General features: G+C 74.7%; 6 protein-coding genes and 1 pseudogene (1 of these 7 cut by a window edge). 6 read left to right on the top strand and 1 reads right to left on the bottom strand.

Going from position 1 to position 26,082, the window contains the following annotated elements; all coding sequences use genetic code 11:
- From OG927_RS25155 to OG927_RS25180, 6 genes and pseudogenes are all read left to right on the top strand, one after another.
- Positions 1 to 21,210: the 3' portion of a lonely Cys domain-containing protein gene (locus tag OG927_RS25155; RefSeq protein ID WP_330320813.1), read on the top strand. The gene continues 17,964 nt to the left of window position 1, outside the view; 21,210 of the gene's 39,174 nt are visible here — the last part of the coding sequence; its start codon lies beyond the left edge, outside the window; the stop codon is at positions 21,208 to 21,210.
- A gap of 69 nt (positions 21,211 to 21,279) precedes the next feature.
- On the top strand, positions 21,280 to 22,008 hold the full coding sequence (locus OG927_RS25160; protein WP_330320814.1) for a type VII secretion system-associated protein: 729 nt from the start codon (positions 21,280 to 21,282) through the stop codon (positions 22,006 to 22,008).
- Positions 22,001 to 22,636 (top strand): type VII secretion system-associated protein, encoded by a 636-nt coding sequence (locus OG927_RS25165; RefSeq protein ID WP_056789298.1) that lies wholly within the window; start codon positions 22,001 to 22,003, stop codon positions 22,634 to 22,636. The genes OG927_RS25160 and OG927_RS25165 overlap by 8 nt, the downstream gene beginning before the upstream one ends.
- A 40-nt stretch (positions 22,637 to 22,676) precedes the next feature.
- Positions 22,677 to 22,829 (top strand): annotated as a pseudogene (locus OG927_RS25170) (metalloregulator ArsR/SmtB family transcription factor); the annotation flags it as partial.
- Positions 22,826 to 23,425: a dihydrofolate reductase family protein gene (locus OG927_RS25175; protein WP_209469574.1), complete on the top strand. Its 600-nt coding sequence runs from the start codon at positions 22,826 to 22,828 to the stop codon at positions 23,423 to 23,425. The pseudogene OG927_RS25170 and the gene OG927_RS25175, both read left to right, overlap by 4 nt.
- A 749-nt stretch (positions 23,426 to 24,174) precedes the next feature.
- A complete protein-coding gene (locus OG927_RS25180; protein ID WP_056789304.1) occupies positions 24,175 to 25,287 on the top strand; it encodes a serine hydrolase domain-containing protein in 1,113 nt (370 codons plus the stop codon).
- Between the two features lie 27 nt (positions 25,288 to 25,314).
- Here the strand turns inward: OG927_RS25180 and OG927_RS25185 are convergent, their stop codons facing one another.
- Positions 25,315 to 25,602 (bottom strand): transposase, encoded by a 288-nt coding sequence (locus OG927_RS25185; protein ID WP_330321353.1) that lies wholly within the window; start codon positions 25,600 to 25,602, stop codon positions 25,315 to 25,317.
- Positions 25,603 to 26,082: the final 480 nt, after the last annotated feature.

Here is a 26,082-nt window from a genome sequence, read left to right on the forward strand (position 1 = left end):
CCGGACACAGCGACCGCGGACGACACGCCGCCGACCGCCGACCCGAGGCAGTGGTTCGCGTACACGCGTGCCGCCGAGTACCGCTCCGAGCCGTTGCGCTACGAGGTGGCCGACACCGGGCACATCAGGCTTCCCGACGGGGAGGAGATCCCGCCGACGGGCTGGACGCGGTACGGCCACGACTTCGTCCACGGGACGACGGGGGCGATCCTGCGGGGCGACAGCGGCTGGATCGGTCACGTGGCCAACCTGGACACCCTCTGGCCCGCCATGGCGGACCTGGACCCCGACACCGCGCCCTACCGGATCGTGGCGGACCCCTCCGCCCTGTACCTGGTGCCGGAATACGGCGACATGGCCCTGCGCATCCCGCTGCGGGAGTACGCCGGCTTCGCCGTGCCCGGCGACACGTCCCTCACCGCGACGCAGCCCACACCCGTGGCGCCCGCGGACGGCACCTCCGCCCCGGCCACCGGGCCCGCGCAGCCGCCCCGGGCCCGCCTCGACGACCGGCCGCGGTACGTCGTGCGATCGGCCTTCGACGTCCGGCGCTTCACCCACGGCGGCGAGAACGTCACCGACCTGACCGTGCGTCTCGCCGTCCGCGCGGGGGACGGGCAGGCCGACACCGACGCCGTCATGGCGCGGGTGATCGATGGCGTCGAGGAGTTCTACAACCGGCCGGGGCACCAACTGCCCAACGGCGACCGGCTGCACGTCACCGTCGAGCAGGCCGGACCGGACGAGAACCCCCACCTGACGGTCGACCTCGTCGACCGGGACCAGCAGATGAACCAGCGGGCGTGGTGGGCCGACGCCGATCCGGTGGAGTTCGCGCACGAACTGGCGCACCAGCTGTTCCTGCGGGACGAGACGCGCGACGCGAGCAACCCCGGCCGGCTCCACGCGCCGGGCAGCCTGCTCGGCCCGTTCCGCGACCAGGCGCCCGAAGGCCTCGCGCAGAGCGGCCTGCGCCCGCGCCACCTCCAGCTGTGGGCCGCGGTGACCGGGGACATCGAGCTGCACACCGCGCCCGACGGGTCGAGCTGGGCCGACGCACGGACGAACGCGCCCGCGGAGATCCGGGAGCAAGCCTGGGTCGACCCGGTGTCGCTCCCCGCCGCCTCCCCGCAGACCGGTCCGGACGGCGCGGTGCCGCCCCCGCTGCCTCCCGGTAACCCCCTGTCCACGCTGGCGGAGGCGTCCGACGAGTCGGAGCCGGAGTCCGAATCGGACTCCGACGACGAGGACGAGCGCCCGCTCTGGGCCGACTCCGGCTGGCTGAACATGCTGTTCGGCCCTCACCTGGGCAGCGTTCCGCGGCTCCGGCTCCGGGAGACCTCGGAGGCGCTGTACGACCTCGTCCGGGAGGAGGCCGGGGGACAGGAGACGTCGCAGGCGCTGCGCACCGGCCTGAACCGCGTCACCCGGCGGGTTCTCCACATGAGGAGCGGGCCGGGCGCCCCGGACTTCCTGCTCCTCGGCTCGCTGGCGCTCGACGCCTCTTCCGACGACCTCGCGAGCACCGACGACCTCGCCCTGTACTTCATCGAGCGTCAGATCGAGACCGGGCGGGGCGCCCTGGACGAGGGCACGCTGCTGCGCGACGACGAGGGTAGCGCCGTCGGGCGCGACTTCACCGGGCCGGGGCAGCCCACCCCCGAGCTGGAGTCCTACCCCGTGCGGGGCCGGGGCCGGGTCGTCCCGCGGCCGGCCCCGTGGCAGAACCCGTACCTGGTCGTGGCCCGGGCGGCCGGCCGCGCCGTCGAGATCTCCATGCCGGGGCGGACCTTCCTGGTGGACAGCGCCGAAGAGCTGGCCATGCTGATCTCGTACGACTCCGGGCGGCCCCGCGGGGCGGACATCGTCCTGGCGCTCCCACCGGCGTACGCCGCCACCGTCGCGACCCTCGTCGCCGGGACGACGGGCCGCCGCGTCTGGTACCCCGAGGCGCCGGTCACCGTGACCACGCACCCGACGACCGGGACCCGCCACCTCATGATGGACCTGGGCGACGGCGACACCGGTGCGGGCTGGGCCGCGTACGCCCCGCCGGCGGACGGCGGCCTGACCGGAGCCCGCGACCCCGGCAGCGCGGGCGACACCCACAGCCTGTCCGACCCGGACAGCGACGACGGCTCGTCCAGCGACGGGGACGCAGAGTTCGACCGCCTGGTCGAACAGGCCGTCCTGGAACGGCAGATCGAGGGACGCCGTCCCCGGCCCCTGACGACCCGCGACTACGGCGTGATCGACAAGCGCGGTACCGGTGTCCTGTTCACCCGGCCGCTCCCGCAGACCGTCGGGGACGTCCGGGCCGGTGACGGCACCGGGCCCGACACACCCGCACTGGCCCTGCCGTACCAGGGCCAGGAAGACATCCGCATGGCCGACCGGCCGCCGCTGCACATCTCCGAGGACCGCACGCTGGCCATGCTCGCGGCCGACGGCGACGGCACGGCCGGCCGCAGCCGGCAGGTGTACGCCACGCGCGCGGCGATCGAGCGCTCCTCCGCGCGGCTCACCCGGGCCGGGGCGGGAGTACGGCTGAGGACCGACGAGTCGGTGGGCGTGCTGCTGCCGAAGGAGGACGGTTCGTACGGCGAGCCCCTCTTCCGGGTGGAGCCGGAGTTCCTGACCGGATCCGGTGGTCCGGAGCACGCCTTCACGCGGGACTTCGCCCGGATGGTGGCCGGTGAGGCGGTCGCGCCCCTCTCCCACATCGCCTTCCGGGGCCCCACCGGCGACGTCGTGTCGACGGCACCGGTGAACGGGCAGCACGGACGGGAGGTCACCGGGACCCACCACCTGGCCCTGGCACTGACGGAGGTCGCCGAGGGCACCCGCTCCGCCCGCGACGTCACTCCCCGCTGGGCCGCCCGCCAGGCGGGCCGGGACAACCGCTTCGCCGGCGGTGTGGTGGGCGCCCCCACGCCGGGTGAGCGCTACGGCAGCGCCCTGAGCTACGAGCCGCAGGACAACCCGCTGCGCACCCCGCTGGGCACCGCCGCGCGGCGCATCGGCGTCAACGAGTACGCGTGGGCGGGGGTCGGCGAGGGATACCTGATCCAGTCGATCAGCACCACGAACGACAGCGGCGCCCAGTTGTTCACCCACAACCACGCCAAGCCCGGCGACCGGGTGGGCCCCCACGCCCCGTACCACTTCGCGCAGGTGGTGCTGGCCGCCGAGGACGGCACCCACCAGATCACGCTGGAGAACGAGACCCACTCCCGGACCGGGATCCCCGCCGCGGCCCTCGACGACGTCATCGACGAGAACCTCGACCGCTACGGCGAGGACGAGCTCCTGCGGCTGGCCGACGAGGCCGGGCAGCGCGCCACCGAGGCGCGGCGCAGCGGTGCCGGCGAGGCGGAGACCGCCCGCCTCGACGACTTCGCGCGGGCGGCCCGGGCCCTGGCCGACGTCCACCGGGCGGAGCAACTGCCGGGTTACTTCGACGAGGACCGTCCCGAGCACGCACTCGCGCTGCGGGAGGTGGCCGAGGCCCGCTCCCGCGCCAGGGAGCTGATCACGGCCGCCGCGCCGGTGCTCGAGAGCAAGGACCAGTGGTTCTTTCGGGCGTACAGCAAGCGGCCGGGGGAGTCGGCGCACGAGGCCAACGCGGCCCTGCTCTCGGACACCTCGCCCGCGGTGGCCAACCCGCTGACGACGGTGGTGCTGCACGGCCACACGCCGCGCATGCACCAGCGGACCGTCCGCTTCGAGGAGGGGAGGCGCGGCACCCCCGTCGACGCGGATGCCACGATCGACGGCCTGGCCCTCTCACTGGCACGCGCGGGGCTGTGGAACCGGGCCCACGGCCTGCCGATGCCGGCGGTGACCCTCACCGGGCACGGCAACCGCTCGCTGGCCAGCGGCCAGGAGCGGGCGGACGCCGTCGCCAAGGCGCTCGCGGCCAGGCTGGCCCAGGTCCTGGACACCTTCCAGGCCGGCCACGACGGGCCGCGCGTCGGCGTACGGGACTTCGCGCTCACCAAGGCCGCCAAGCGGGTGCGCAGCGCCACCGACCCGGCCCAGGGGCGCGTGGTGACGATCGACATCGACGACCGGCGCCTGGTCGCGCCGGGACAGTCGGGCACCGCCACGCCCGTCGGTGAACCGGCCCGGTCCGACGAGCCCGCGGTGACGCGGCCGACGGCGGACGAGGTGACGACGATCGACGAGCCGGCGGTCGCACCGCCCGCGACCGGCGGGCCGGTGACCACGCGGTCCGCGTCCCCCGAGCCCGCGACCACCACCCGGCGCGCCGGGTCCCGCTCGCCGGGACGTTCCGCGCAGCCGAGCCCCGAGCGCAGGAACAGCGACGCGCCCCCGTGGGTCATGGCGCGCATCCGCTACGCCGAGGAGTCCGTCGCCTTCGACAAGCGGCTGGGCGAGTACCTGGCGGAACACGAGGCGGTGACCGCCGAGTACCGCAAGATGGCGAGTGCCGCGTGGGCGGCGGCGCGCCAGAAGTACCCGCGCGCGCTGGCGACGTTCGGAGACACCAGCAAGTTCAAGGCGGGTGTCGTCGGCACGTCGCGTGAGGCGCTCCAGCGGGTCATCAGGAGCGGCAACCTGCGGGAGCTCGTGGCGTTCCTGTACGAGGGGATCTCCAAGGACCTCGTGCCGGAGATGCTCGGCGGCCCCGAGGAGCAGCACCCGGAGATCGCCGCGGAGCGGCCGAGCCGGCGGCAGCGGGAGGCCTACGCCGCGTACATGCGGAGCGCCATTGAGATCCAGGAGTCGGCCATGTCGCCCGCGGAGAAGCAGGCCGCGGTCAAGGCGCTGCCGCAGCCCGTGGCAGACCCGGCCCACCCGGACACCGCTCGTCCGCCGCTCAGCGAGGCGGAGCGCCGGTTCGCCCTGGACGAGGCCGGACTGACCTGGATGCCCGCGACGTCGGTGTACGACATCGCGATGGGCGCCGACTTCCAGGGGCTCTCCGAGGACTCCGGCGGTCTGGTGGCGACCGGCACCGCCGGATCCACGTACCGCTTCATGCTGCACGCCGCCCGCATGCGGGAGCAGTGGGGCCTCGACCTGGACCTCGGCCTGATCCGGGCCGGGATGCTTGCCATCTCGCTGACCGTGGGCCACCACACCGCCCACGAGGTGATGCGCGGTGCCCAACTGGCACTGAACGACGTGCCCGGCCACGACCCCGCCCTGGACTACGCGGACAACTGGGGCCGGTACTGGAACATCCACCCGTTCGACGAGCAGGACCTGCGGGAGAACGTCGCGCGGGACGGGCTCTTCCCCGACGAGCACGCCCAGGCCCTCCTCGACGAGCTGGAGCCGAAGCCGGGCACCGTGACGCGTCAGGACGGCCCCGGCTCCCGCACCGCTCTCCCGCACCGCCAGGGACGGGCCCCCCGCCCCATCCACACCAGGCCCGTCGCCACCGAGCCGAACCACCCGGCGCCCCAGATGCCGCATCCGCCCGCCACGCACCGGGGCACCGCCGCCACGCCCCCGGAGGCGTCGCCCCACGAGGCGGAGGACCACCGCACGGCCGTCCTGGACGCGCTGTACGGCCTGGGCGCCCTGACCAACGTCGACCGGGACCGGGCCGCCGCGGGGCTGGAACGACTGGACGGGCTGCGCGCGGCGGACCCGGAGCTGCGCGGCGGCTTCCTGGACCTGGACGCGCTGGTCCGCAGGGTGCTGCTGCTCGATCCCTCCGACACGGTGAACGCCGCGGCGCGTGGAGCCCTGGTGCGGCTGGTGACGGCCCCCCTCACCACGGGCGCCACCACTCTGGCCGCGCTGTCCGCCGCCTACCTCGCCCAACGCGGTGCGTTCCATGCGGACTTCCGGCTCACCGACGCCCAGGGCCGCCCGCGCGGCTGGAACTGGCTCGGCCGGCCCCTGCCCGCCGACTTCGATCCGGGCAGCACCGGCCGGGTCTCCCGCGCCCCTGACGGATCGACCCGCCACAGCGGGCTCGAGACCGCCCCGTGGCTTTCCACGCCCGGCCACCCCGACCCGTACCTCGTGCTGATGGGCGCCCGGTCCGACGGTGTCGTGGTGCGCGGGCTCGGCGGGTTCGCGCGTCCCGTACCGCCCGAGGTCCTCCACGAGCTGATGGCCCTCGACCGGAACCTGGCGGACCGCCCCGGGCCGCTGCTGCTCCACGTCGCCCGTCCCACCGCCGCGTCCCTGGACCTGCCGCGCGGCCTCGCCGACCGGCTCGGCCGAGAGGTGTGGGCCACCACCGGCCGGTCGGCGATCGGGCGCCTCCCCGAGGCCCCGGACCGCTCGGTGGTCCTGCTGCTGGACGAGGAGTCGCAGGCGCCCAGGGGCCAGTGGTTCGCCAACACGCCCGCCATGACGTCCACCCCGCCCGCAGACACGGGGGACGACCAGATCAGCGCCCTCTCCGTCGCCCACCACGGCAACCGGTCCACGGGCTACATCTCGATGGACCTCGCCGGGTCGGACGACGGCGGCTGGTCGCGGACGCTGACGCACAGCCGGCTCGGGAGGGTCACCTCCTACACGTTCCAGCGCACCTCCTACGACCCCAAGGGCCCGACCTCCCCCGTCCCCTGGGTCGAACTCAACCTGCCGGCACCGTACTTCCCCAACAACCACGGTCTGCCTGGCTCCGTCACCTGGCACACCCCGGAGGGGGAGCGGACCGACGACGGGCCGCAGTTCGCCCGCAGGCTCGCCCGCCGCCGCAGCCTGGCCTCGCTCGCCCCCGAGCACCCCGTGGCGCTGCTCGTCTGCTACGCGGCGGCCGCCCCCGGCATCGGAGAGATGCACGGGCTGCACATCGACGGTCCGCTGCCGTTCGTGCCGGACCCGCTCGCGGCCGTCGCGGTCGGCCAGCACACGGCCAACGAGACCGGCCGCACGGTGTTCGCGACCACCCTGATGAACGCCGCCGTCCAGTCACGGACCGACGACCAGGACACCTACCTCAGCCTGCACACCGACGCCCGGGGCCAGGCCCACCCGTGGGTGATGTTCCGGCCGGAGCCCGCCGGGGACGCGCTGGACCGGCGGGCCCGCGACGCCGGGCTGCACCAGGGTCCCGGGCCCGTCCCCGAGGCGGCACGCGAGCGGACCCTGAGGCTGGTCCGGGCACTGCGCCAGGCCTTCGGCCCCACGGTCGACGAGAGCCCGGAGTACCCGGTGCTGCTGCGTGGCATCGGCGCGCTCGACCTGATGCGCGAGGCCGATCCGAACCTGGACCGCGACGGTGCGCGCGCGTTCACCCTGGAGCTGTACGAGCAGCTCCTGACCGGCTTCCACACGGGCGGGCTCCCGCAGGGGCGGGCCCCGCAGTTCACGCCCGACGGCCACCGGGCCCTCCTGGCGGAGGCGGCCCGCCGGTGGGACGCGGGGCTGCGCGGTCCCCTCACCGACTGGATCGCGCTGCCGCACCTGGTCCACATGCTGTCGGACCTCGCCTCCACGCCGCACCGCGAGGACGTCGCCCGGCACGTCCTGGGGCTCGACGTCTCGGCCCAGGTGGGCGAGGCCGAGTGGTCGCGGCTGCTGTGGGCGTCGTACAAGGTCGCCATGGTGACCGGGCACGTGGATCCGGGCGCGTTCGCCGCCGCGGTGCTGCACCTGCCCGCCCCCGACCCGGCGCGGTTCGGGGAAGCGGTCGTCGTCGCACGGCGGGCGGCGGCCGTCGGCCGCGACCCGTGGCAGCTGAGCGAGGTGGCCGCACACCACCTGGAGCAGCAGGGCGCGCTGGAGTCCGACCGGCTCCTCACGGACGACGACGGCGAGGCGTGGGGCCGGGCGCTGGACGGCGTATCCCGGCCGCACGGCACGTTCGACCCGGGCGTCGTGACCCTGCTCGGATACGCGCCCGACGGCTCGCTCGCGCCCGTCGGCACCGAGCCCGCGCCCTGGACGGCCGACCCGCACCGCCCGAGGCCCTTCGTGTACGTCGCCGACGGTGACGCGAACGGGCTGTGGATGCAGGGAGCGGTGCCGCCCCAGGAGTTCGGCGAACTCGTCTTCCGTGACCCGGAGCTGCTCGCCGAGGACGGGTACGCCGAGGTCATCGCCGTGGTTCCGCACGGCCGGCCGGCGGGTGCGCAGCCGGCCGAGGGCAGTGTCCCGGGCGAGGGCGCCCGGAACTCGGCCCGGAACTGGTGGGCCACCCACAGCCCCACCACGCTCCATCACGACCCGGCGACCGGGACGTACACCGTCGCCCTGCTGCCGGGCCCGGACGGGCAGCCGGCCACCGCAGGCACCTGGGGACGGATCACGCCGTCCGGCGGAGACGGCTCCACCACCACGGGCACGGCGGTGGCGACCAACGCGCGGTCGCCCCGTACGGCCGTGGTCGCCGGAGCCGGCACGGACCTGGACGATGCCTGGGACGCGCACGCGCGGGCGCTGACCGCGCTCGGCGGAGCCGCCGCCGCGGCCGCGACGACGGAGCGGATCAGCGGCGACGAGACGGCGGTGGCGGACGCCTGGGCCGGGGTCGACGAGGCACGCCGCGCACTGGAGGACGCCGAGGCGCGGCTGTGGACCCTGGGTGTCGCTCCGGAAGACCTCGGCGCGGCACGGGAGGCCGGCCGCGACGACACCACCGACGCCGGTGACGCGGCCCCGGCCGTCCCGAGGGACGCCGGTGAACGCCGTTGGATCGCGGGGCAGCTGACCGAGGCCGACCTGCCGTCCACCCCGTCGCTGCCCACCGGGGAGGAGACCGTCGGTCCGCGGGAACTGGAGGCCGGGGGCATCACGCTCTCCGTGGGCCAGCGGACGGAGATGGCGCTCCGCGGCGACGACCGGCTGCCCGCGAGCGCGCTCGCGCCGCTGGACCTGGTCCGGGTGCGGATGGCGGGGCACGGCGCCTGGACGGCCACGGCGGACAGGGCCGCCGCGAACGCGTCGCGCCGGCTGTGGACGCGGGCGCACGCCGACTTCGCGGACGCGGCACCCGAGGGCACCACCGCCGCCGACACCACCCGCGCCTGGGACGCTGCCGTCTCCCTGGTGCTGCCGGCGGAGCCGCACGACGTCCTCGCCGACTCCCGGTACGCCGGTGACGGCTTCCGCGAAGCGGTGGGCCGGGTCGCCGGCCACCTCCTGGAGGCGGGGACCGGCACCGGGCCCGCCCCGGCGTCCGCCACGGAGCTCGCCGACACGCTCCGACTCGGCCTGGGCCTGCGGCAGCGCTGGACCGCGCCCCCCACGGACAGCGGGGAACCCGGGGAACCGGAACAGGTGCCGGTGGCGCAGTCGGGGGCCGACGCCGACATGCCCGACTTCGACATGTCGGTGCCGGCCGACCCCGGCCCGGACTCCATCGACTTCGGTGACTTCGACCTGTCGGCCTGGGACGGCCTCGACGTCGGCGACTTCGATTTCGACTTCGACTTCGACCTGCCAGGAACGGACCTCGCCGGCCCGACCGGTCCGGACGCGGCCGACGTCGACATGACCGATCCGGAGCCGACCGGCCCGGACATGACCGAGCTGGACACGGACGGCGGACAGCCGGTGTTCGTCGCGCCGACGGCCACCGCGGCGGCGGCCCGGCCGCTCGCCCCCCTGCCCCGGCTGAGCCTCGTGCCGTACGCCATGGGCGAGACGCGCCCCTCGGCCGACGCACAGGAGAGCGTCGGACGAGTGGCGTTCCAGGTCGCGAAGGCCGGTCTGCGCAACCTGCGCACGCGGGTACCGCTGCCGAGGATCGACATCGCCGGGTACGGCGCCGATGCCCGCGGGGCCGGCACCGCCCAGGAGCGGGAACAGGCCGCCCGGCAGACGGGCGACCGGCGTGCGCGGACCGCGCACGAGCTCTTCGTCCGGGAGCTCGACGACGCGCTGAGCGCCCTCCAGAAGAACCTGCCGGCCGGGCGCACCCGGCTGACCGCGAAGGACTTCAAGATCACTTCGCGCGGCCGGGCACGCGTGCCCGGCCAGGGCGTCACCGTGGGCTCGTCCGAGCCGGTGAGCCGCACGGATCTGGGCCGGCAGGCCACCATCGCCCTCACCTCGCCCGGGCACGCGGTGGCGGTCGACACCTTGGACGCGCTGCGCCGCGACGACCGCGCGCTGCGCGCCGGCGCGTTCGATGTGGACGCGGTCGCCCGGCGCATCCTCCACCTCGACCCCCACGTCCTCGTCGACCCGGAGATGCGCAGGGACCTGTACACCATGGTCGAGCGGGCGCTCGCGGCCGGGCGGGCCACCGGTCTGGCCGCACTCACGGCGTTCCACCTCGAGGAGGAGGGCGTGCTCGCGGCGGACCGCGCCCGGTACGTCGCCGTCGGCGGGAACCGGGTGCCGGGCCTGAACTGGTCCGGGCCCGACACCGTCGAGCTGGACACCATGCTCATCGAGAGCCTCACGCCCGATCAGGCGGGCGGCTTCGCCCCCACGGGCGGCTCGGACTTCGCCCCGTGGATGTGGGACGCCGTGAACCCGTACGCCGTCCTGGCCGACGGACGCCACGACATGGTGACGGCACGGCTGCCCGACGGGACGACCCGGGACCTCGACGTGGACGAGTTCGTCGAGCTGGTCGCGGCCGACCTGGCCCGGCAGGGCCTGCCGACCACGACCCCCATCGTCCTGGCGGTCCCCTTCGCCGGTGACCGCTACCTTGAACTGCCGAGGAAGCTCGCCGGGCGCACCGGTCACACCGTGTGGGTGCACAGCGGCCTGGCACGGCGCAACCCCGATCCGGCCGCGGTGAACACCATCGCCGTGATCCAGCGGGACGGGATGCCGCACGGCTCATGGATCCCGGTCCGGCCCGGCCTGGCACCCGACGCGGAGGACGGCGCCCCGGACTGGCACCGCGACGTGCTGACCCAGCCCATCGTGAGCGCGCTGACCGGGCAGCAGATCGGCCGCAGTCTGCACGAGCCCGGCGAGCTCACCGAGTCGTCGCGCGAGGACAACTTCGCCCGTCTCGACCAGATGAAGGTGTTCGTCCACTACAGCCCCGCCACCGGTGCGTATTCCGCCAAGCTTCCGCTGGCGGACCCCGGCCCGAAGGAGAAGGCGTACCACCTGGCCGGCCACGGTCTGCCGGGCCGGCTGATGCTGCCCCTGGCCGGCGGCGGGTCGAAGTCGGCCGACCGGCACGAGGCCGGCCAGTGGCTGCGGCGGCGCAAGAGCCTCTCGAGCCTGCCCGAGGACCACTGGATCGACATGGTGGTCTGCTACTCCTCGATTCCGCAGGACGGCGCCACGCAGGACCTCTCCCAGGTCAGCACCGCCGTCCCCGTCCCGTTCGCAGCCGATCCGCTGTCGGACGACGCCCTCTCCATGGGGCAGCACCTGGCGAACGAGACGCGGCGCACCGTGCGCATGTCGTACGCCGTGCAGGGCACGTTCACGTACCAGGGCGACCCCGTGCGGGTGCTGTTCACCGACGCGAGCGGACGCCAGTGGTGGTGGGAGACCAGCCGCCCGGAGCCCGACGAGGCCGAGCTGGACCGGCTGGCGGGGCTTGCCGGTCTCCCGGGCGAGCCGTCGCAGCGGAGCCGCACCGAACTGCTGCGCGTGGTGCGGGCCCTGCGGCTGGTCCTCGGCCACGACGTGGAGGACGCCGACGACTTCGCGACCCTCATCAGCGGGGCCGCCGCGGTCGTCGACATGTGGTACGCCGACCAGGGCCTCGGCCCGGCCGGACCGTTCTCCGTGGACCTGCTGCGCCGGGTGATCGCCGCCCACCCGGAGGCCGCGGCCGGGGTGGACCGGCAGTCCACCCGCCGTGTGCTGGCCGCGGCGGCACAGGCGCGGCAGCCCGGATCCGCCCTGCCCGTGACCGGCTTCGTGGACCTTCCGGTGCTGGACTCGGCCGCCAGGTGGCTCACGGACACGACGGCGGTGGACGCGACGGCCGTCGCCGCGCTGAAGCTCGCCGACACCGGTCAGGTGGGTGCGGCCGAGCGGGCGCGGATGTTCTGGGCGCGGGTCAAGGCCGAGGAGACGCTGCTCGCCGCCGGCCCGGACGCGGACGCGCTCACCACGAAGGTGCTGCACTTCGACCCCGCCGTCGACGTGGACGACGGGATGCGCGGCGCGGCCTTGACCCTCCTCACCCGCGGGTTCGCGGCCGGCCGGAACATGTCCGACCCGGACGTGGCGGCCGCGTACGACCTGGAGGCGCGCGGCGCCTTCGACGAGCCCTCGACGTTCACGATGATGGGTTCCCACACGGGCGAGGGCCGCGACTGGAAGGACGGCTCGGCGGCGTTCCCCGAGCTGGGCCGGTTCCGGGCGCCGAGCGGTCTCGCCGACGCACCGTGGGCCGGGCAGGACGTGTACGGGAAGGACAAGCCCGTCCCCTACCTGGTGCGGGCGTACGTGGACCTGCAGGACAACGACCACCTCGAGGTGGGCTTCGGCGGCGGGTCGTACCGGGTGCGGGCCGCCGAGTTCGCCGAACTGCTCGCCGCGGACCCCGATCTGCGACGCAAGGACCTGAACACCCCCGTCCTCCTGGTGCTCGAAGGGCTCGACGGGCCCGCGTCCGGCCTCGCGGACCTGATCGCCCAACGGCTGGGCCGGAGCGTGTGGTGGAGTCCGTTCCCGGCGGACCTGTCCGGGACGGACGACGCAGGCACCCCGGTGCCCACCCTCGTCGACTCCCTGATCACCCTGACCAGCCCGACGGCCGCCGACTGGCAGGAAGCACGGCCCGTCGCCCCGGCCGGTACCCAGGAGGGCCTGCGCCCCGTCGCACCGCCGCTGCCCGCCGGGCAGCTGCCCGGCACGGCGGGCCCGGCCGAGGACGGCGCGGTGGCCGGTGACCCCACGGCCGCGCGCGACCTGCCGACCGGAGCCGATGCGACGGTGGCCCCGCCCGCGAAGGCCCGCTCCTCGGCCGGAGACCCCATGCAGGGCGTGGAGATGACCTCGGCGCCGACGCTCACCCCGCCGGTGCGCACGGCCCCGGCCGCTCCGCCGCTGCCCGCCCTGCCGACGCGCAGCCTGGTGGCGTACGGGCACGGGGCGACGACCCCGTCGACGAACGGTGCGGACGGGCTGCGCAGGCTGGCGGCCCAGGTGGCCGCCACCGGGCTGCGCAACCGGAAGGCGGGTGCGTCGCTGCCGCGCGTGGCCGTCACCGGCTACGGCGCCGACGCGCGCCGGGGCGAGCCCACCGAGCAGGCCGCGACGGGGACGCGGCGCGCGCAGGCCGCGCGCAACCTGTTCCGGCGTCTGCTGGCCCGCGCGCTGGACGACCTCCAGCAGGACCGCCCCGTCGGCGAACCCAGGCTTGCCGTCGAGGACTTCACGGTCGGCGCACGGGGCGCGGCACGCGTCCCCGCCGACTGGGTGGGCACGGGCGCGCTCGACGGCGTGACCCGTGCCGAGCTGGGGCGGCAGGCCACGATCGGCATCTCCCAGCAGCCGGACGCTTCAGCGGTGCAGACGCTGGACTCCCTGCGCCGACACGACCCGTCACTGCGCGACCGCCCGCTGGACATCGACGCCCTCGCCCGCCGCATCCTGCACCTGGACTCCGGCGCGAGCGTCGGACAGGACCTGCGCGAGGAGCTGTTCGCCCTGGTGGAACGGTCCAGGGCGGCCGGAGCGGCGACGAGCCTCGCGGCGCTGGGAGCCTTCCACCTCACCGAGCTGGGCGTGAGGGCGCCGGGCCGCGCACGCCACTTCACCGTCGGGGGCGGCCGTGTACCCGGCCTCAACTGGGACGAGGACGCCGTCGCGGAGCTGGACACCGCCAACAGCGACGTACTGGAGGACAACCCGTCCGGCACGTACGACATCCTCGACACCGTGCGGACCCCCTGGGCGCCGGGCGTGACCCCGTACGTCGTGGCCGCCGACGGGCAGCACGACCGGGTGGAGGCCCGGCTGCCGGACGGCTCGACGCGCGACCTGGGCGTCGACGAGTTCGTGGAGCTGGTGGCGGCGGACGTGGCAGGGGAGGGGATCGCGCAGGGCACCCCGATCGTGCTGGCGATCCCCTTCGCCGGGGACCGCTACCTCGATCTGCCGCGCAAGCTCGCGGACCGCACCGGACTGACGGTGTGGGCGCACAGCGGCGATGTGACGCTCAGCTCGGCGCCCGGCGCGGCGAGCACCCTCGACACCGTCCGGCGCCCCGGCGTCCCGCAGGGCGACTGGATCGCGAGCGAGCCCGGCCTGGCGCCCGACCCCGACGACGACGCACCGGACTGGCACCGCGACGTGGTCACCCGTCCCCTCGTCAGCGCGCTCAGCGGGAAGCAGATCGGCCGTGCCTCGCACCACCCCGCCGAGTACGCGAAGCACTTCGAGGACGACGGCCGCCATCTCGACCGGATGACGACGTTCGTGCACCACTACCCGGCCACGAACGAGATCTCCCAGGAGCACGACCTGCCGCGCCCGGGCCCCGAGGACACCGCCTACCGCCTGGACATACACGGTGAACCCGGCCTCCTCCAGCTGGCGCTGCAGGACGGCACCGTCCGACTGGCCGACGAGCGGGAGGCCGGGGCGTGGCTCAAGCGCCGCAAGAGCCTGGCGAGCCTGCCCGCGGACCACTGGATCGACCTGGTGGTCTGCTGGAGCGGAGCTCCCAGGGGCAGCGCGGTACCGGCCCCCGACACCGTGGGCGACGCCTTCCCCGGCCCGTTCGTCCCCGACCCGCTGCGCGACGTGTCCATGGGGCAGCACCTGGCGAACAGCACGGGGCGCACCGTCCGCCTGGCGTACAGCTCGCAGGGAACGCGGTCGGCCAACGGCCGCTACACGCGCACCCTGTACGCCGACGCGCAGGGACGCCACCGGGCGTGGGACCTCTTCCGGCCGGAGCCCGCGGGCCCCGCACTGGACCGCCTGGCCGAGATCGCCGGATTCACCCCGCGCGACGGACACCCGACGGAGGCGAGCCGCGAGAGGACGCTGCGCCTGGTGCGGGCGCTGCGGCTCACGTTCGGCCACGAGGTGGACGCCGCGCCCGACTTCGGTGATCTGCTGCGCGGTGCCGCGGCGGTGGACCACATGTGGCGCAGCGACTCCGACTTCGACACGGCCGGTCCGTTCACGCTGGACCTGCTGCGCCGCGTCGTCGAGGCGCACCCCGGGGCGGCGTCCGGCGTGAACCACGAGAGCACCCGCCGCGTGCTGAAGGCCGCCGCCGAGCAGTGGACGATGTGGCCCGGGGACGTACTGGTCGGCTTCGTGGACCTGCCGGCCGTGGAGGCCGCCGCCCAGTGGATGCGGGACGGCGACCCCGTGGCCGAGGCCGCCGACGCCCTGGACATCGATCCCGACGCGGTCGGCGAGACCGAGCGGTCGCGCATCTTCTGGGCCCGGGGCAAGGCCGAGGAGACACTGCTCGCGCTCGGCGCGGACCAGGACGCGTTCATCGCACAGGTCCTCCACCTGCCCCCCGGCTCACGGACGGGCCACGCGGAGCGCGGGGACGCGACGGACCTGCTCACCCGCGCCTTCGCCGCGGGCCGCCAGGCGTCCGATCCGGACGTCGCGGCGGCGTACGACCTGGAGGAGTCCGGGGTGTTCACCACCACCGGACTGCGCACGGTCCAGGGCGGTGCCCGCGGGGGCCGCGACTTCACCGGTGGACAGCCGCCGTCGAGCGTGGACCTGGCACAGTTCCGCACGCCCGCCGCGTTGGTGGACGCGCCGTGGGAGCAGGGGCCGGGCGTGCCGGCCCCGTACCTGGTGCGGGTCGCCCCGGACGCGCACGACCCGGACCTCCTCCAGCTGTCCTACGACGGTGAGACGGCCGGCGTTCCCACCGGCGAGCTCCTGGACCTGCTCGCGAACGACCTCCCGCTGATGCGCAGGGACCTGACCACCCCCGTCGTCCTGGCGTTCTCGGGACCGCCCGCGGACGCCGGGGACGTCGCCCACCGGATCGCCCAGGGGCTGGGCCGCACCGTGTGGTGGACCGACTTCCCCGCGGACCTGTCCGGGGCCGGCGACTCCGGACAGCCGGTGCTGACCCTGCGCGACTCGGCCGTCGTCGGGAGCATGCAGGGGACCGACGTCTGGCACGACGCACGCCCGGTCCAGCACACCGCGCCCGGGGACGCGCCCCGCACGCTCCCCGCGCCGGTGCCCCGCTCCACCGGACGGGGAACCGTCACCCCGGACCCGGCCCCGGAACCCGTTACGGTCCCGGCCCCGGCCACGGATTCCGGGACGAGGGGCGCCCTCCCGTCGGGCACCCGGGCGGTACCGGCCGGACGGTCCGCCACTCCGGAGCCGGCCGCCCGCACGCTGCCGTCCGACCCGGACTGGGCCTTCGCCCCCGCTTCCGACACGGCGTCCGCCCCGGCCTCGCCCGTGTCCTCCTCGGGGACCTCCGATGCGCGGTCCATCAGCCCGCTTCCGTCCACCGGCGCCGTGGACGCCGCCTCGGACCCGCTGCTGTCCGGCGCCACGCTGATGACCGACGCCCACGGCGCCCCCCGCGGGCGCGACTGGACCGGCTCCGGGACGAGGAGCGTCGACGTCTCACGCATACAGCTCCACGAGCTGCGGGACGGAGAGCTGCACAGGGTCTCCGACGAGCCCGCCCCATGGGGTACCGAGGCGTACGTGGTGGCGACCGAGGGCGGCTGGGACGAGTCCCTGATCGCCGACGGCCGGGAGCTGGATCCGCAGGCGGCGGCCGCCCTCCTCGCGGCCGATCCCGTGCTGGCGTCCCTGCCGCGCGACGTCCCGGTGGTGCTGGTGAGCCCTTACGCGGGCTCCCAGTACGGGCAGTTGGCGCGAGCCGTGGCGGAGCGGCTGGGACGCAGGGTCTGGGCGCCCAGCGGCGACGGACGCCTCCTGGCCCCCGTGAGCGGGACCACGGCCGACGGGACGCCCGCCGCGGCGGGCGCGCACGTGCCGTCGCTCGTCGACGCGGATCCCGACGACGCGTACGGCGACTGGGTGCCGTTCGATCCGTCGCCGGACGGGACCGGCCCCGCGGTGGACCGCGAGTGGGTCACGGCGGACGGCATCCGGTTCCGGGACAGTGATGTGGAGACCCGCCCGCTGGTCGGCGCGGACCACCGCTTCGAGGGCCGCGAGTCGATGCCGGACGACGGGCGCAGGCGGCTGCGCGAGCGGCGGCTGCGGCTGTACCGCGGCATGCGGGAACGCGCGCACGTGCTCCGTCTCGGCGACGCCTACCACCAGGTCGACTCGGAGGAGACCACCCCGGACCCGGAGGCGTCGGTCCACACCTTCCACGCCCACGGCGTCCCCGGCGGGCTGAAGCTCGTGCACAAGGACGGCCGGGTGCTGCTGCTGGGCGCCGAGGACGGCGGACGCTACATCGGCGGGCTGCCGGAGCTGGTCGCGCGGGCGGCCGGGGACGAGCTGCACGTCGCGAGCTGCTACGGCGCCGTGGCGGGCGACCCGCTGCGCGAACAGTCCCTCATCAGGCCCGCGCCGCCGGTCGAGGACCCCCTGGAGGAGGTCGCGCTTGCGCAGCACGCCGCCAACCACAGTGGGCGCACCACCACCGCCGCCACCGGCAGGACCGGCTACAACGACACCGTGCGGCTGCTCGCGGCGACGCCCGACGGCACCCTGTCGCGCATGGAGACCTTCCTGCCCGAGCCGGTGAACCTGACGGCCGAGGTGACCGGACAGGCCGGGCTGCGGCCCCTCCCGCATGCCACGGGTGTCCCCGCCTGGGACGACGAGGGGCCGCGCGCCCTGAGGCTCGTACGGGCACTGCGCATGGTCTTCGGCAACGAGGCCGAGGCCGACCGCGGTGTGCCGGGCGGCCGGTACGAGCGGCTGCTGCGCGGGATCGGCGCACTGGAGACGCTGCGGGCGAACGACCCGGCGCTGAGCCCGCTCACCCCGCTGCGCATGGAGTTGTGGGAGCTCCTGGCGTCGTCGCCGGACGGGCCCGCCCCGGTACCGGCCGACTTCGAAGCCGTGCTCGACCGCGCCCTGGCGGCGGCGCCGGACGCCGCGCTCACCGCCGTATGGGACGCGCCCGCGCTGCGGGCCGCGCTGGACCGGCTCGCCTCGGGCGGCGACGGAGCCGCACGCGCCGTGCTCAGGATGCCCACCGGCCCGCTCACGCCGCGTGCCCGTGCCCGTGCCCTGTGGGCGATGACCGGTGCTTCGCGCCTGCTGGACGCCAAGTCCCCGTCAGAGCTGCGGGAGTTGGGGCGCGCCGTGCTTCACCTGCCCGCAGGGTCCCCCTGGGACGCGCCGGCGGAGACCCGGCTGCGCGAACTCACCGAACAGGCCGCCGCCGCAGGACGGGACATCGGCCGCCCCGGCGAACTGTCCGTGTTCCACCTGGAGACGCTGGGGGCGTTCGCCGGCGAGAGCCGTATCCGCACCCCCGACGGGACGCTCCAGGGCCGCAACTGGGGCTCCACACCGCTCCCCGGCGGGCTGGAGCCGTCACGCCTGAACGTGGTCGGGACCGGCCCCGGCGAGAACGCCACGACGCTCGAATTCGCCCCCTGGGCGCAGGAGGGCGCCACCGCCCCGTACTTCGTGCACGCGGAGACGAATGCCGCCGGCGCGGTGATCCTGCGGCTGCCGGAGGGCACCGTACAGATCACCGCGGAGGAGTTCTACGAGCTGCTGGAGGCCGACCCGGAGCTGCCGCTGATCGGCCGGCACCGCCCCCTGGCCCTGCTGGTGCCCGGGCTCGGGACCGGAAAGGGGCACGCGCAGCAGTACTTCGCGGTCAGGAACGACCGGACCGTGTGGAGCTACGGCGGCACGCTCGTGCTGTCCGAGGGCAGCGCCACGGAGCCGGGCCTCGTGACGGCCCTTCCGCAGCCGCGGCGCGAGGCGCAGCCGGGGACACCGGGGACCACGGCCCCGGGCCGGCAGCGGCCCGGCGTCTGGCGCCGCACCGTGCCGCGCCTCCCCTCCGCCGAACCGGCCGCCGACGCGGACACGTCGGACGCCGTGGGGACCGCCGAGTGGCACGCGGGTGCCGACGGTGAGCCGCCGGCGGCCCAGCCCCTGCCCTACTCGGCGGACGGGCAGTTCGACCTGCGGTTCGCGGAGACGCTGGAGGCCTTCCCGGTGGCCGACTCCACCGACCGGCACACGGTGTGGGGCTTCGGCCAGGACGATCCGGACTTCCACGTCTTCGCGGCCGAGATACCGGCACTGGGACTGCGGGGCGAGTACAGGTCCGAGGGCCCGTCCGCCGGCGGCGTCACCGACATGTCCGGACGGGTGTACACCGAGGGCCCGGCCTGGGACTGGTACATGCCCGGCCGCGGGCTCGTCGCCTCCTCCCGCCTGCTGACGGTGCCACACACCCCGGCCCCGGACGGCCCCCCGCCGGTGCCGGCCGGCTGGCCCGCCACCGGGCCGGTGAGCCCGACCCCGCCCGTCGACCCGGCCACCGTCGCCGCCGACCCGGCCGCACTGGCCGGCAGCACGCTCCCCGAGGCCCTGTGGCGCGACCACGACGCCCCGCTGTACCGCTTCAGCCCCGACGGGCCCGAGCGGGTCTTCCGCGAAGGGCTCAAGCCGTACGGCCCGGAGATGGTGCACCTCATCGACCACGTCTACGGCGGCAGCGCCCTGGTCCCGCACACCGTCTTCGCGAGCACGACCGCGAGCCGCACCTACGTGCGCGACAGCGCCCGCTCGAACCCGATGGGCGCCCCCGCCCTGTACCGCCGTTACCGCTGGCGCTACGACATCCAGGCACCCGGCGGCATCGACGTGAACGCCACCCTGGGCCTGGCCTCTCCCTTCCCCGACCAGGAGGAGGTGCTCTTCCCCGGAGGCATCGGCCGCGGCTTCATCCGCGGCGCGCAGCCGATGGAGTACGGCGTCCCGGTGGGGCCGTACGTCGCCAATCCGCACTTCGCACCGGTCGCTCCGGGCGCCGTCGTCGGCCGGACCTCCGTCGTGGACGCGGACTTCGCGGGCCCGGGAGAGCCGGCCGCCCAGGTGCTCGAATCGTTCCCCGCCCTGTCCCTGGACTCGGACGCCGACGACTCGGATGTGGACGACGATCCGAGGCCGTTGCTGTCGCGTGACGACGACTCGGATGTGGACGATGACCCGCGGCCGTTGCTGTCGCGTGACGACGAGTCCGACTCGGACGACGAACCGGCGCCGCGGCCGTCGCAGGGCCGGGAGCCGTCCACGGACCGCGAGGCCACCCCGGTGCCGGGGGGTGCCCGACGGGGCGCCGAGCCTGCGCAGACGCCGGAGTCCGAGGAGCGGACCGAGCAACTCGCCGCACCTCCCTGGGTCCTGGCACGCGTCCGCTACGCGCAGGAGGCCCTGTACTTCGAGCAGAGCCTCGCCGCGTACCTGGGCGAGAACGCCCGGGTCAACGACGAGTTCGGCAAGGTCGTGCGGGCGTTCTGGGCGATCGCACTGCACAACCGCACGGACTACCGGCAGTTCGGCAGCAGGAGCGGCGAGGACGCCGGATCCGTCGGGACCTCGTACGAGAAACTCGCGCGGGTGGTGGAGTCCGGCAACCTGCGTGAGCGGGTGACGTTCCTGTTCAACGGTGTGGCGAGGGACCTCGTCCCGTACCTCATGGGAGGCGTCGAGCCCCAGCACCCGGTGATCGGACTGGAGCGCCGCGACCGGCACCGGACCGAACAGCTCCGGCGGTACGAGCGGGAGCGGGCCGAACTCCTCGCGGCGGGTCTGGACCCCGAGGACGAGGAACAGGAGATGGAGGAGCTGGACGCGATGCTGCGGACACCGCTGCAGCCCCACGAGGTCTGGCCCGCGCTGAGCCCGGCCGAACGCCGTCTCGCGGTCCGGGACGGAGTCCTGCTCTGGTCGCCGGCCGGGCTGACGCACACGCTGCCGATGGCCGCCGACTTCCAAGCGCGTTCCGAGGACTCCGGTGGTCTGGTGCTGACCGGCACCTCGGGCAGCGCCTACCGCATCATGACGCACGTGGCCCGGCTCACCCGGCTCGCGGGCGTGCCCGTGGACCTCGGCCTGATCAGGACCGGACTGGTGAGCGTGCTGGTGGGCGTGGGCCACCACAGCTTCCACGAGGTGATGACCGGCGCCCAGCACGCCCTGGACGAGAGCGACCGCACTGCGGCCTCGGTCTATGAGAACAACTGGGGCCGGTACTGGGACGTCCACCCGCTGACCGAGGAGGAACTGCGGACCTTCGTCGCCCGGGAGGGACTCTTCCCGGACGAGCACGCACGGGCTCTGCTCGCCGCGTTGGAGGCCGCGAAGGCCGAGGGCGCCGGGCGTGCCGACGGAACGGGGGCGGGGGACGACGACCGCGCACCCCGGTGATGAGATGTCATCGTCGTCTTCCTCCGCGAGCCGGGCATCCGCCCGGCGTGAATGACAGGAGTGCCCCCTGTGCCGACCTCTGGCGGACAGCCGGAAGGCTCCGTCGCGCCGATACCCGCCACCGTCGCCCGGGGCATGCCGGACTTCCCCGTGCCGCCCGAGGACATCGTCGCGGCGGCCCGTACCGCGCCCGACCACTGGCTGTCGATGACCGACCGGCACTGGCTCGGCCAGACGGACGAGGAGCCCCCGCCGCCCTGGGCCGTACTCGGCCGCTGGCGCAGTGACGTGCACGGCGAGATCGTCGAATGGGAGACCAACCCGGACTACCGGCCCTCACCCGCGGCGCTCGGCTGGGCTCCGCCGGTCAGCGACGCCGACGCGGCCGTGCACCTGGCCGCCACCGGTTACGGCCCGGACGCGGACGTCACCGAGGCACTGGCGGAGGCCGGCCTCGTGGCCGTGTGCGTGGACGGGGGAGGGGAGCCGGCGTGGACGCGGGCACCGGGCGGCGCGCACGTGGTGCCCGTCTTCCCGGTGCCGCCGCAGGAAGCGGTGGACACCCTTCCCGCGCATGTGATGATGACGCTTCCCGACCTCCTGGACCGGCTCCCGCCCGGCCGGGACGTGATGTTCCTCAGCTCGTCCGCCCCCGCTGCCCTGCTCGTCCCGGTGGACGATCTGCGGGCGCGGTGGGAGGAGACGAGGGGCGAACCCGCCCCCGGCGCCCCGGCACCGGCCGTCGGGCTCCCCCGTACCTACCCGGATACCCCCAGCAAGCGAGGCCAAGATGAGTGAGTCCGGCGCCGGAACCCCTGCCGTCACCCCCATGGACCCCGCGCCACCCGAGGAGTTCGTCCGGGCCGCCAGGCTGGCACCCGACCACTGGCTCTACCTGTCCGATCCCGCCTGGCAGGGGGAGGGCCCGCCGCCGGAGTGGGCGGTGGTCGGCCAGTGGCGCTCCGACTCGGAGGGCGAGATCGTCGAGTGGGAGGACAACGAGGACTACAGGCCCTCACCCGAGGCGATGGGCTGGCCCGAGCCGGCCGACGACGTGGACCGTGCCATCCAGCTCGCCACCACCGGATACGGCCCGGTGGAGGACGTCACCGCCGCGCTGGCCAGGGCCGAGGTCGCGGTGCTGGTCACGGCGGGCGGCGAGCCGGTGAGCGCCTCCGCACCCGACGGCACGGCGGTGGTCCCCGTCTTCACCTCCCCTCGCCATCTCCAGGGCGTCGGGCGGCTGGGGTTCGAACAGCTGCCGGTGGTGGACCTGCTCGGCCGTATCCCCCCGGACCACAGCCTGTGTCTCAACAGCTCGGCCCCGGTCAGCATGGTGCTGACCACGGAAGGGCTCGCGGAGGTGCTGCAGGAGGCGGCGAAGGACGTGACGGCGGAGGACGCGTCGGGCGCGGGCGGGGTCTGAGAGGCCCGAGACCGGGAACGGGCCCGCGCCGCACCCTCGGATCCACTGGCGGACAGCCGACAGCGCGGTCGACTCCGCCGACTTCATCGCAGGGATCGAGATCGGCTTCGGCCAGAGCCTCGACAAACTCACGGCAGCCCTCGCCGCGGGCCCGCACGACACGGACAGTGCTGATACGAGGAGCGCGACATGACCGACTCGACCGGCCGCAGGGTGACCGCCAACCTGGCCCTCAGCCTCGACGGGCGTTACCACGGTCCCGCCGGGGCCCATGATTTCGGTGCGTTCGCCCCGTACGTGACCACCGAGGTGGCGCGAAACCACCTCACCCGTATCTGGGAGGGCGCCACGACGGCGCTGCTCGGCAGGGTCAACGCTGAGGGATTCCTGGGGTACTGGCCGTCGGTCGCCGCGGACGAGAACGCCGATCCGCGTGATCGTGGATATGCGAAGTGGCTGGTCCACACGGAGAAGGTGGTGTTCTCGACCACCTTGGCCGAGGCTCCGTGGGCACACGCCCGCGTGGTGAACGCCCCCGCCGCGGACGTCGTCGCCGACCTCAGGACCACGGGTGAGGGCGACATCCTCGTCAACAGCAGCGCCAGCGTCATCAAACCGCTCCTCGCGGCAGACCTGCTGGACAGGCTGTACCTCATGATCTGCCCCGAGATCGTCGGCGGCGGACAGCGGCTGTTCGACGACGGCCTGCCGCACTCGAAATGGAAGATCGTCCGTCAGGAGACCGGCGATCTCGGTGAGATGGCCGTGGTCTACGACCGACTGCGCTGATCCAACCGCTCGGTGCACCGAGCGGGCGGCGCGACCGGCGGTCCGGCGGGCTGAGGGGAGTGGCATCGCGACGCTCCTCCACCAGCCCGACTGGCCTCCGCCGCCGGCCACTCGGTCGGACAGCCCGCGACCGTCAATGGCCGTTGTCCCAGGGCCTCATGCATCTGCCTGCGGTGGTGCTCGGACTCTGCGGCTGGTGCCCGGGCCAGGTCGCCGGGGCGCCGCGTCGGTCACGCGGTACCCGTCCTGCCGACTGGCTGTTTTCAGTCACCCCTCTGTCATTTGGCTCAATCTGGTGCAATGCTGAGCTCGCGCGGGCCCGGACGCCCCCGAGACCGGGGACCCCGCACGGCCCCGCCTTCATGCTTCGGCAGGGGCGGGGCCCGCCGCTTTTCCGGCCATGGGCGGGCAGGGCCCACGAGTGGCCGTCGGTGCCGGCGTGCGGGGATGCGTATGCGGTCCCCGTGCACCTCTTCGGGGCGGTGGCGGCCGGGGCGCCTCCTCCGTGGAGCATCGCCCGCTGGGGCCTGTCCGGCGGACCATGCTGGAGGACATGGTGCCCGGTACAGCGCACCCGGGGCCCCACACCGAGCCGGCCGCAAGGCCCCCTCGACGCGACACGACCCACCGGGCCCGGTGGGCATCCCCCGGGCTTCACCGGGGGCCGGCCGGGGGGCCGAGGGGAGGACAGCTGGATGGGCGTGGGCCTCCGGTGGTGGTGGGATGGGAGAAACGGAAGGGGAAACACCATGCGCGTCCCTGTTTCACGCCGGGCTGTCCTGACCGTCGGCATGGCCTCGGCCCTGGTGGGCTTCACCGGGGGGCCGACGGCGGCGTCAGCACCCGCCTCCAGGGGCCCGGCCGCACCACCCGCAGCCGCCGCGACGAACGGCGATCTCCGCCGGCAGGTGAACGCGATCCTGGCCACCGGCGTCGCGGGAGTCGGCGCGGAGGTGGTGTCGCCGTACGGCCGGCGCCACGCGTTCGCCGGGACGCCGCGCGAAGGCCGGTTCCGGATGGGGAGCCTCACCAAGACGTTCACGGCGGTGGTCGCACTCCAGCTTGCCGACCTGAAACTGGATACCCCCGTACGGTACTGGCTGCCGGAGGTTGCGCGGGACATCACCGTGCGCGACCTGCTGCGCCACACCAGCCGTCTGCTCGACCCCGAGATCCCGGCGCTGACCAGCGCAGAGGGCTACCGGGCGGAGCGGCTGCGGAGTTACACGCCGGAGGAGCTGGCAGGAGCGGCGTTGCGGCTCGGGAGGGCACCCGAGAAGTGGTCGTACGCCAACACCAACTACCTGCTCACCGCGATGATCATCGAGCGGATCACCGGCCGGAGCTGGGCCGTGGAGATCACCGACCGGATCATCCGCCCCTTGGGCCTCGAGGCCACCAGCGCCCCCGACGAGTCACCGTTCGTCCCCGGCCCACACGCGCGCGGCTGGGCATCGTTCGGCACCGAGACACCGCTCGACGTCACGCTTCTCAACCCCAGCATGGCTGTTGGCTCCGGTGCCCTCATCAGCAGTGTCCGCGACCTCAGCGTCTTCTACGCCGCGCTGCTCGGCGGGGAGCTGCTTCCCCCGCCGCGGCTCGCCGAGATGACCGCCACCGTCCCAGCGTCCGGGATCGGCATCGAGGGTGCGCGGTACGGCCTCGGCCTCGCTGAACTGCCGCTCCCCGGCGGCGGCAGCTTCTTCTCCCACTTCGGCGAACTGCTCGGCTACCACGCGTGGGCCGGTGTCACGGCGGACGGCTCGCGCACGGCGGTCGTGTACGTCACCGGGGATGTCACCGGGGCGACCATGGGCGCGATGTCCGCACTCATCGAGGGCGGCGTCGGCGGCACGCGCTGAGCCCTGATGGGGGCACGGTCGCCCCCATCAGGGCCCCTCCCGGGCGGTGCAGCTGCTGAACTTGATCAGGTGATGTCGGGCTGTTCGCCGGATGGCGTGCGGGTGGCTCCAGGAGTCCTGGGCGAGAGAGTGAACCGTCTTCCAGCTCCCGAAGCAGGGAGGCGGGTCCCGCCAGGGAAGGCCGGTCCGTTGACGGGAGAGAATGCCGTTGATCACTCGACGGTGACACTGCCGGCGCCCGCCCCGCCCGTGATCCGTCGGCACGTGCGGCTCCAGCCGAGCCCACTCCTCATCCGAAAGATCTCCCCACCCCATGTCCCGCGGAACGGGTTCCCCGAAGGGGCGTCGCACGACCCATCGGACAGCCCCTGGGCCGGATGGCCACCAGGGCACTGGGCCGCAGCGTCCCCGGAGTACACGCAGGTGGCGAGCTCTCCCCGGGTCGGGCGGAGGGACGGCAGGGCCATCGGTCCTCGGCAACCGGCAGCAGGACGCGAAGGGTTGTCGGGTCGAAGCAATCATTCCGCATGCCGCACGAGCCTTGTCAGCCCGACGGAAGCGGCTCTATTGTCGCGGACAGAAAGCGCTTTCCCCGTTCTTGAGCCCCGCTCCGGCGGGTGCGGCCGCCGCCGCGCCTGCCGCAGCTTCCGCATGGGCCGATGTCGGTCTCGTGCGGGTTGCGCTCCGGAAGCCGACCGCCATGACCGAAGGGTGCACGCCGTGCCGAAGACGCAGTGCGCCACCCGCCGGGGCTTTCAGGGCGACGGCCTGCAGTGTCCGGCGGCCGCTCGCGCC

It is taken from the genome of Streptomyces clavifer (assembly GCF_036345975.1).
In the GTDB taxonomy this organism is placed as follows: Bacteria; Actinomycetota; Actinomycetes; order Streptomycetales; family Streptomycetaceae; genus Streptomyces; species Streptomyces clavifer.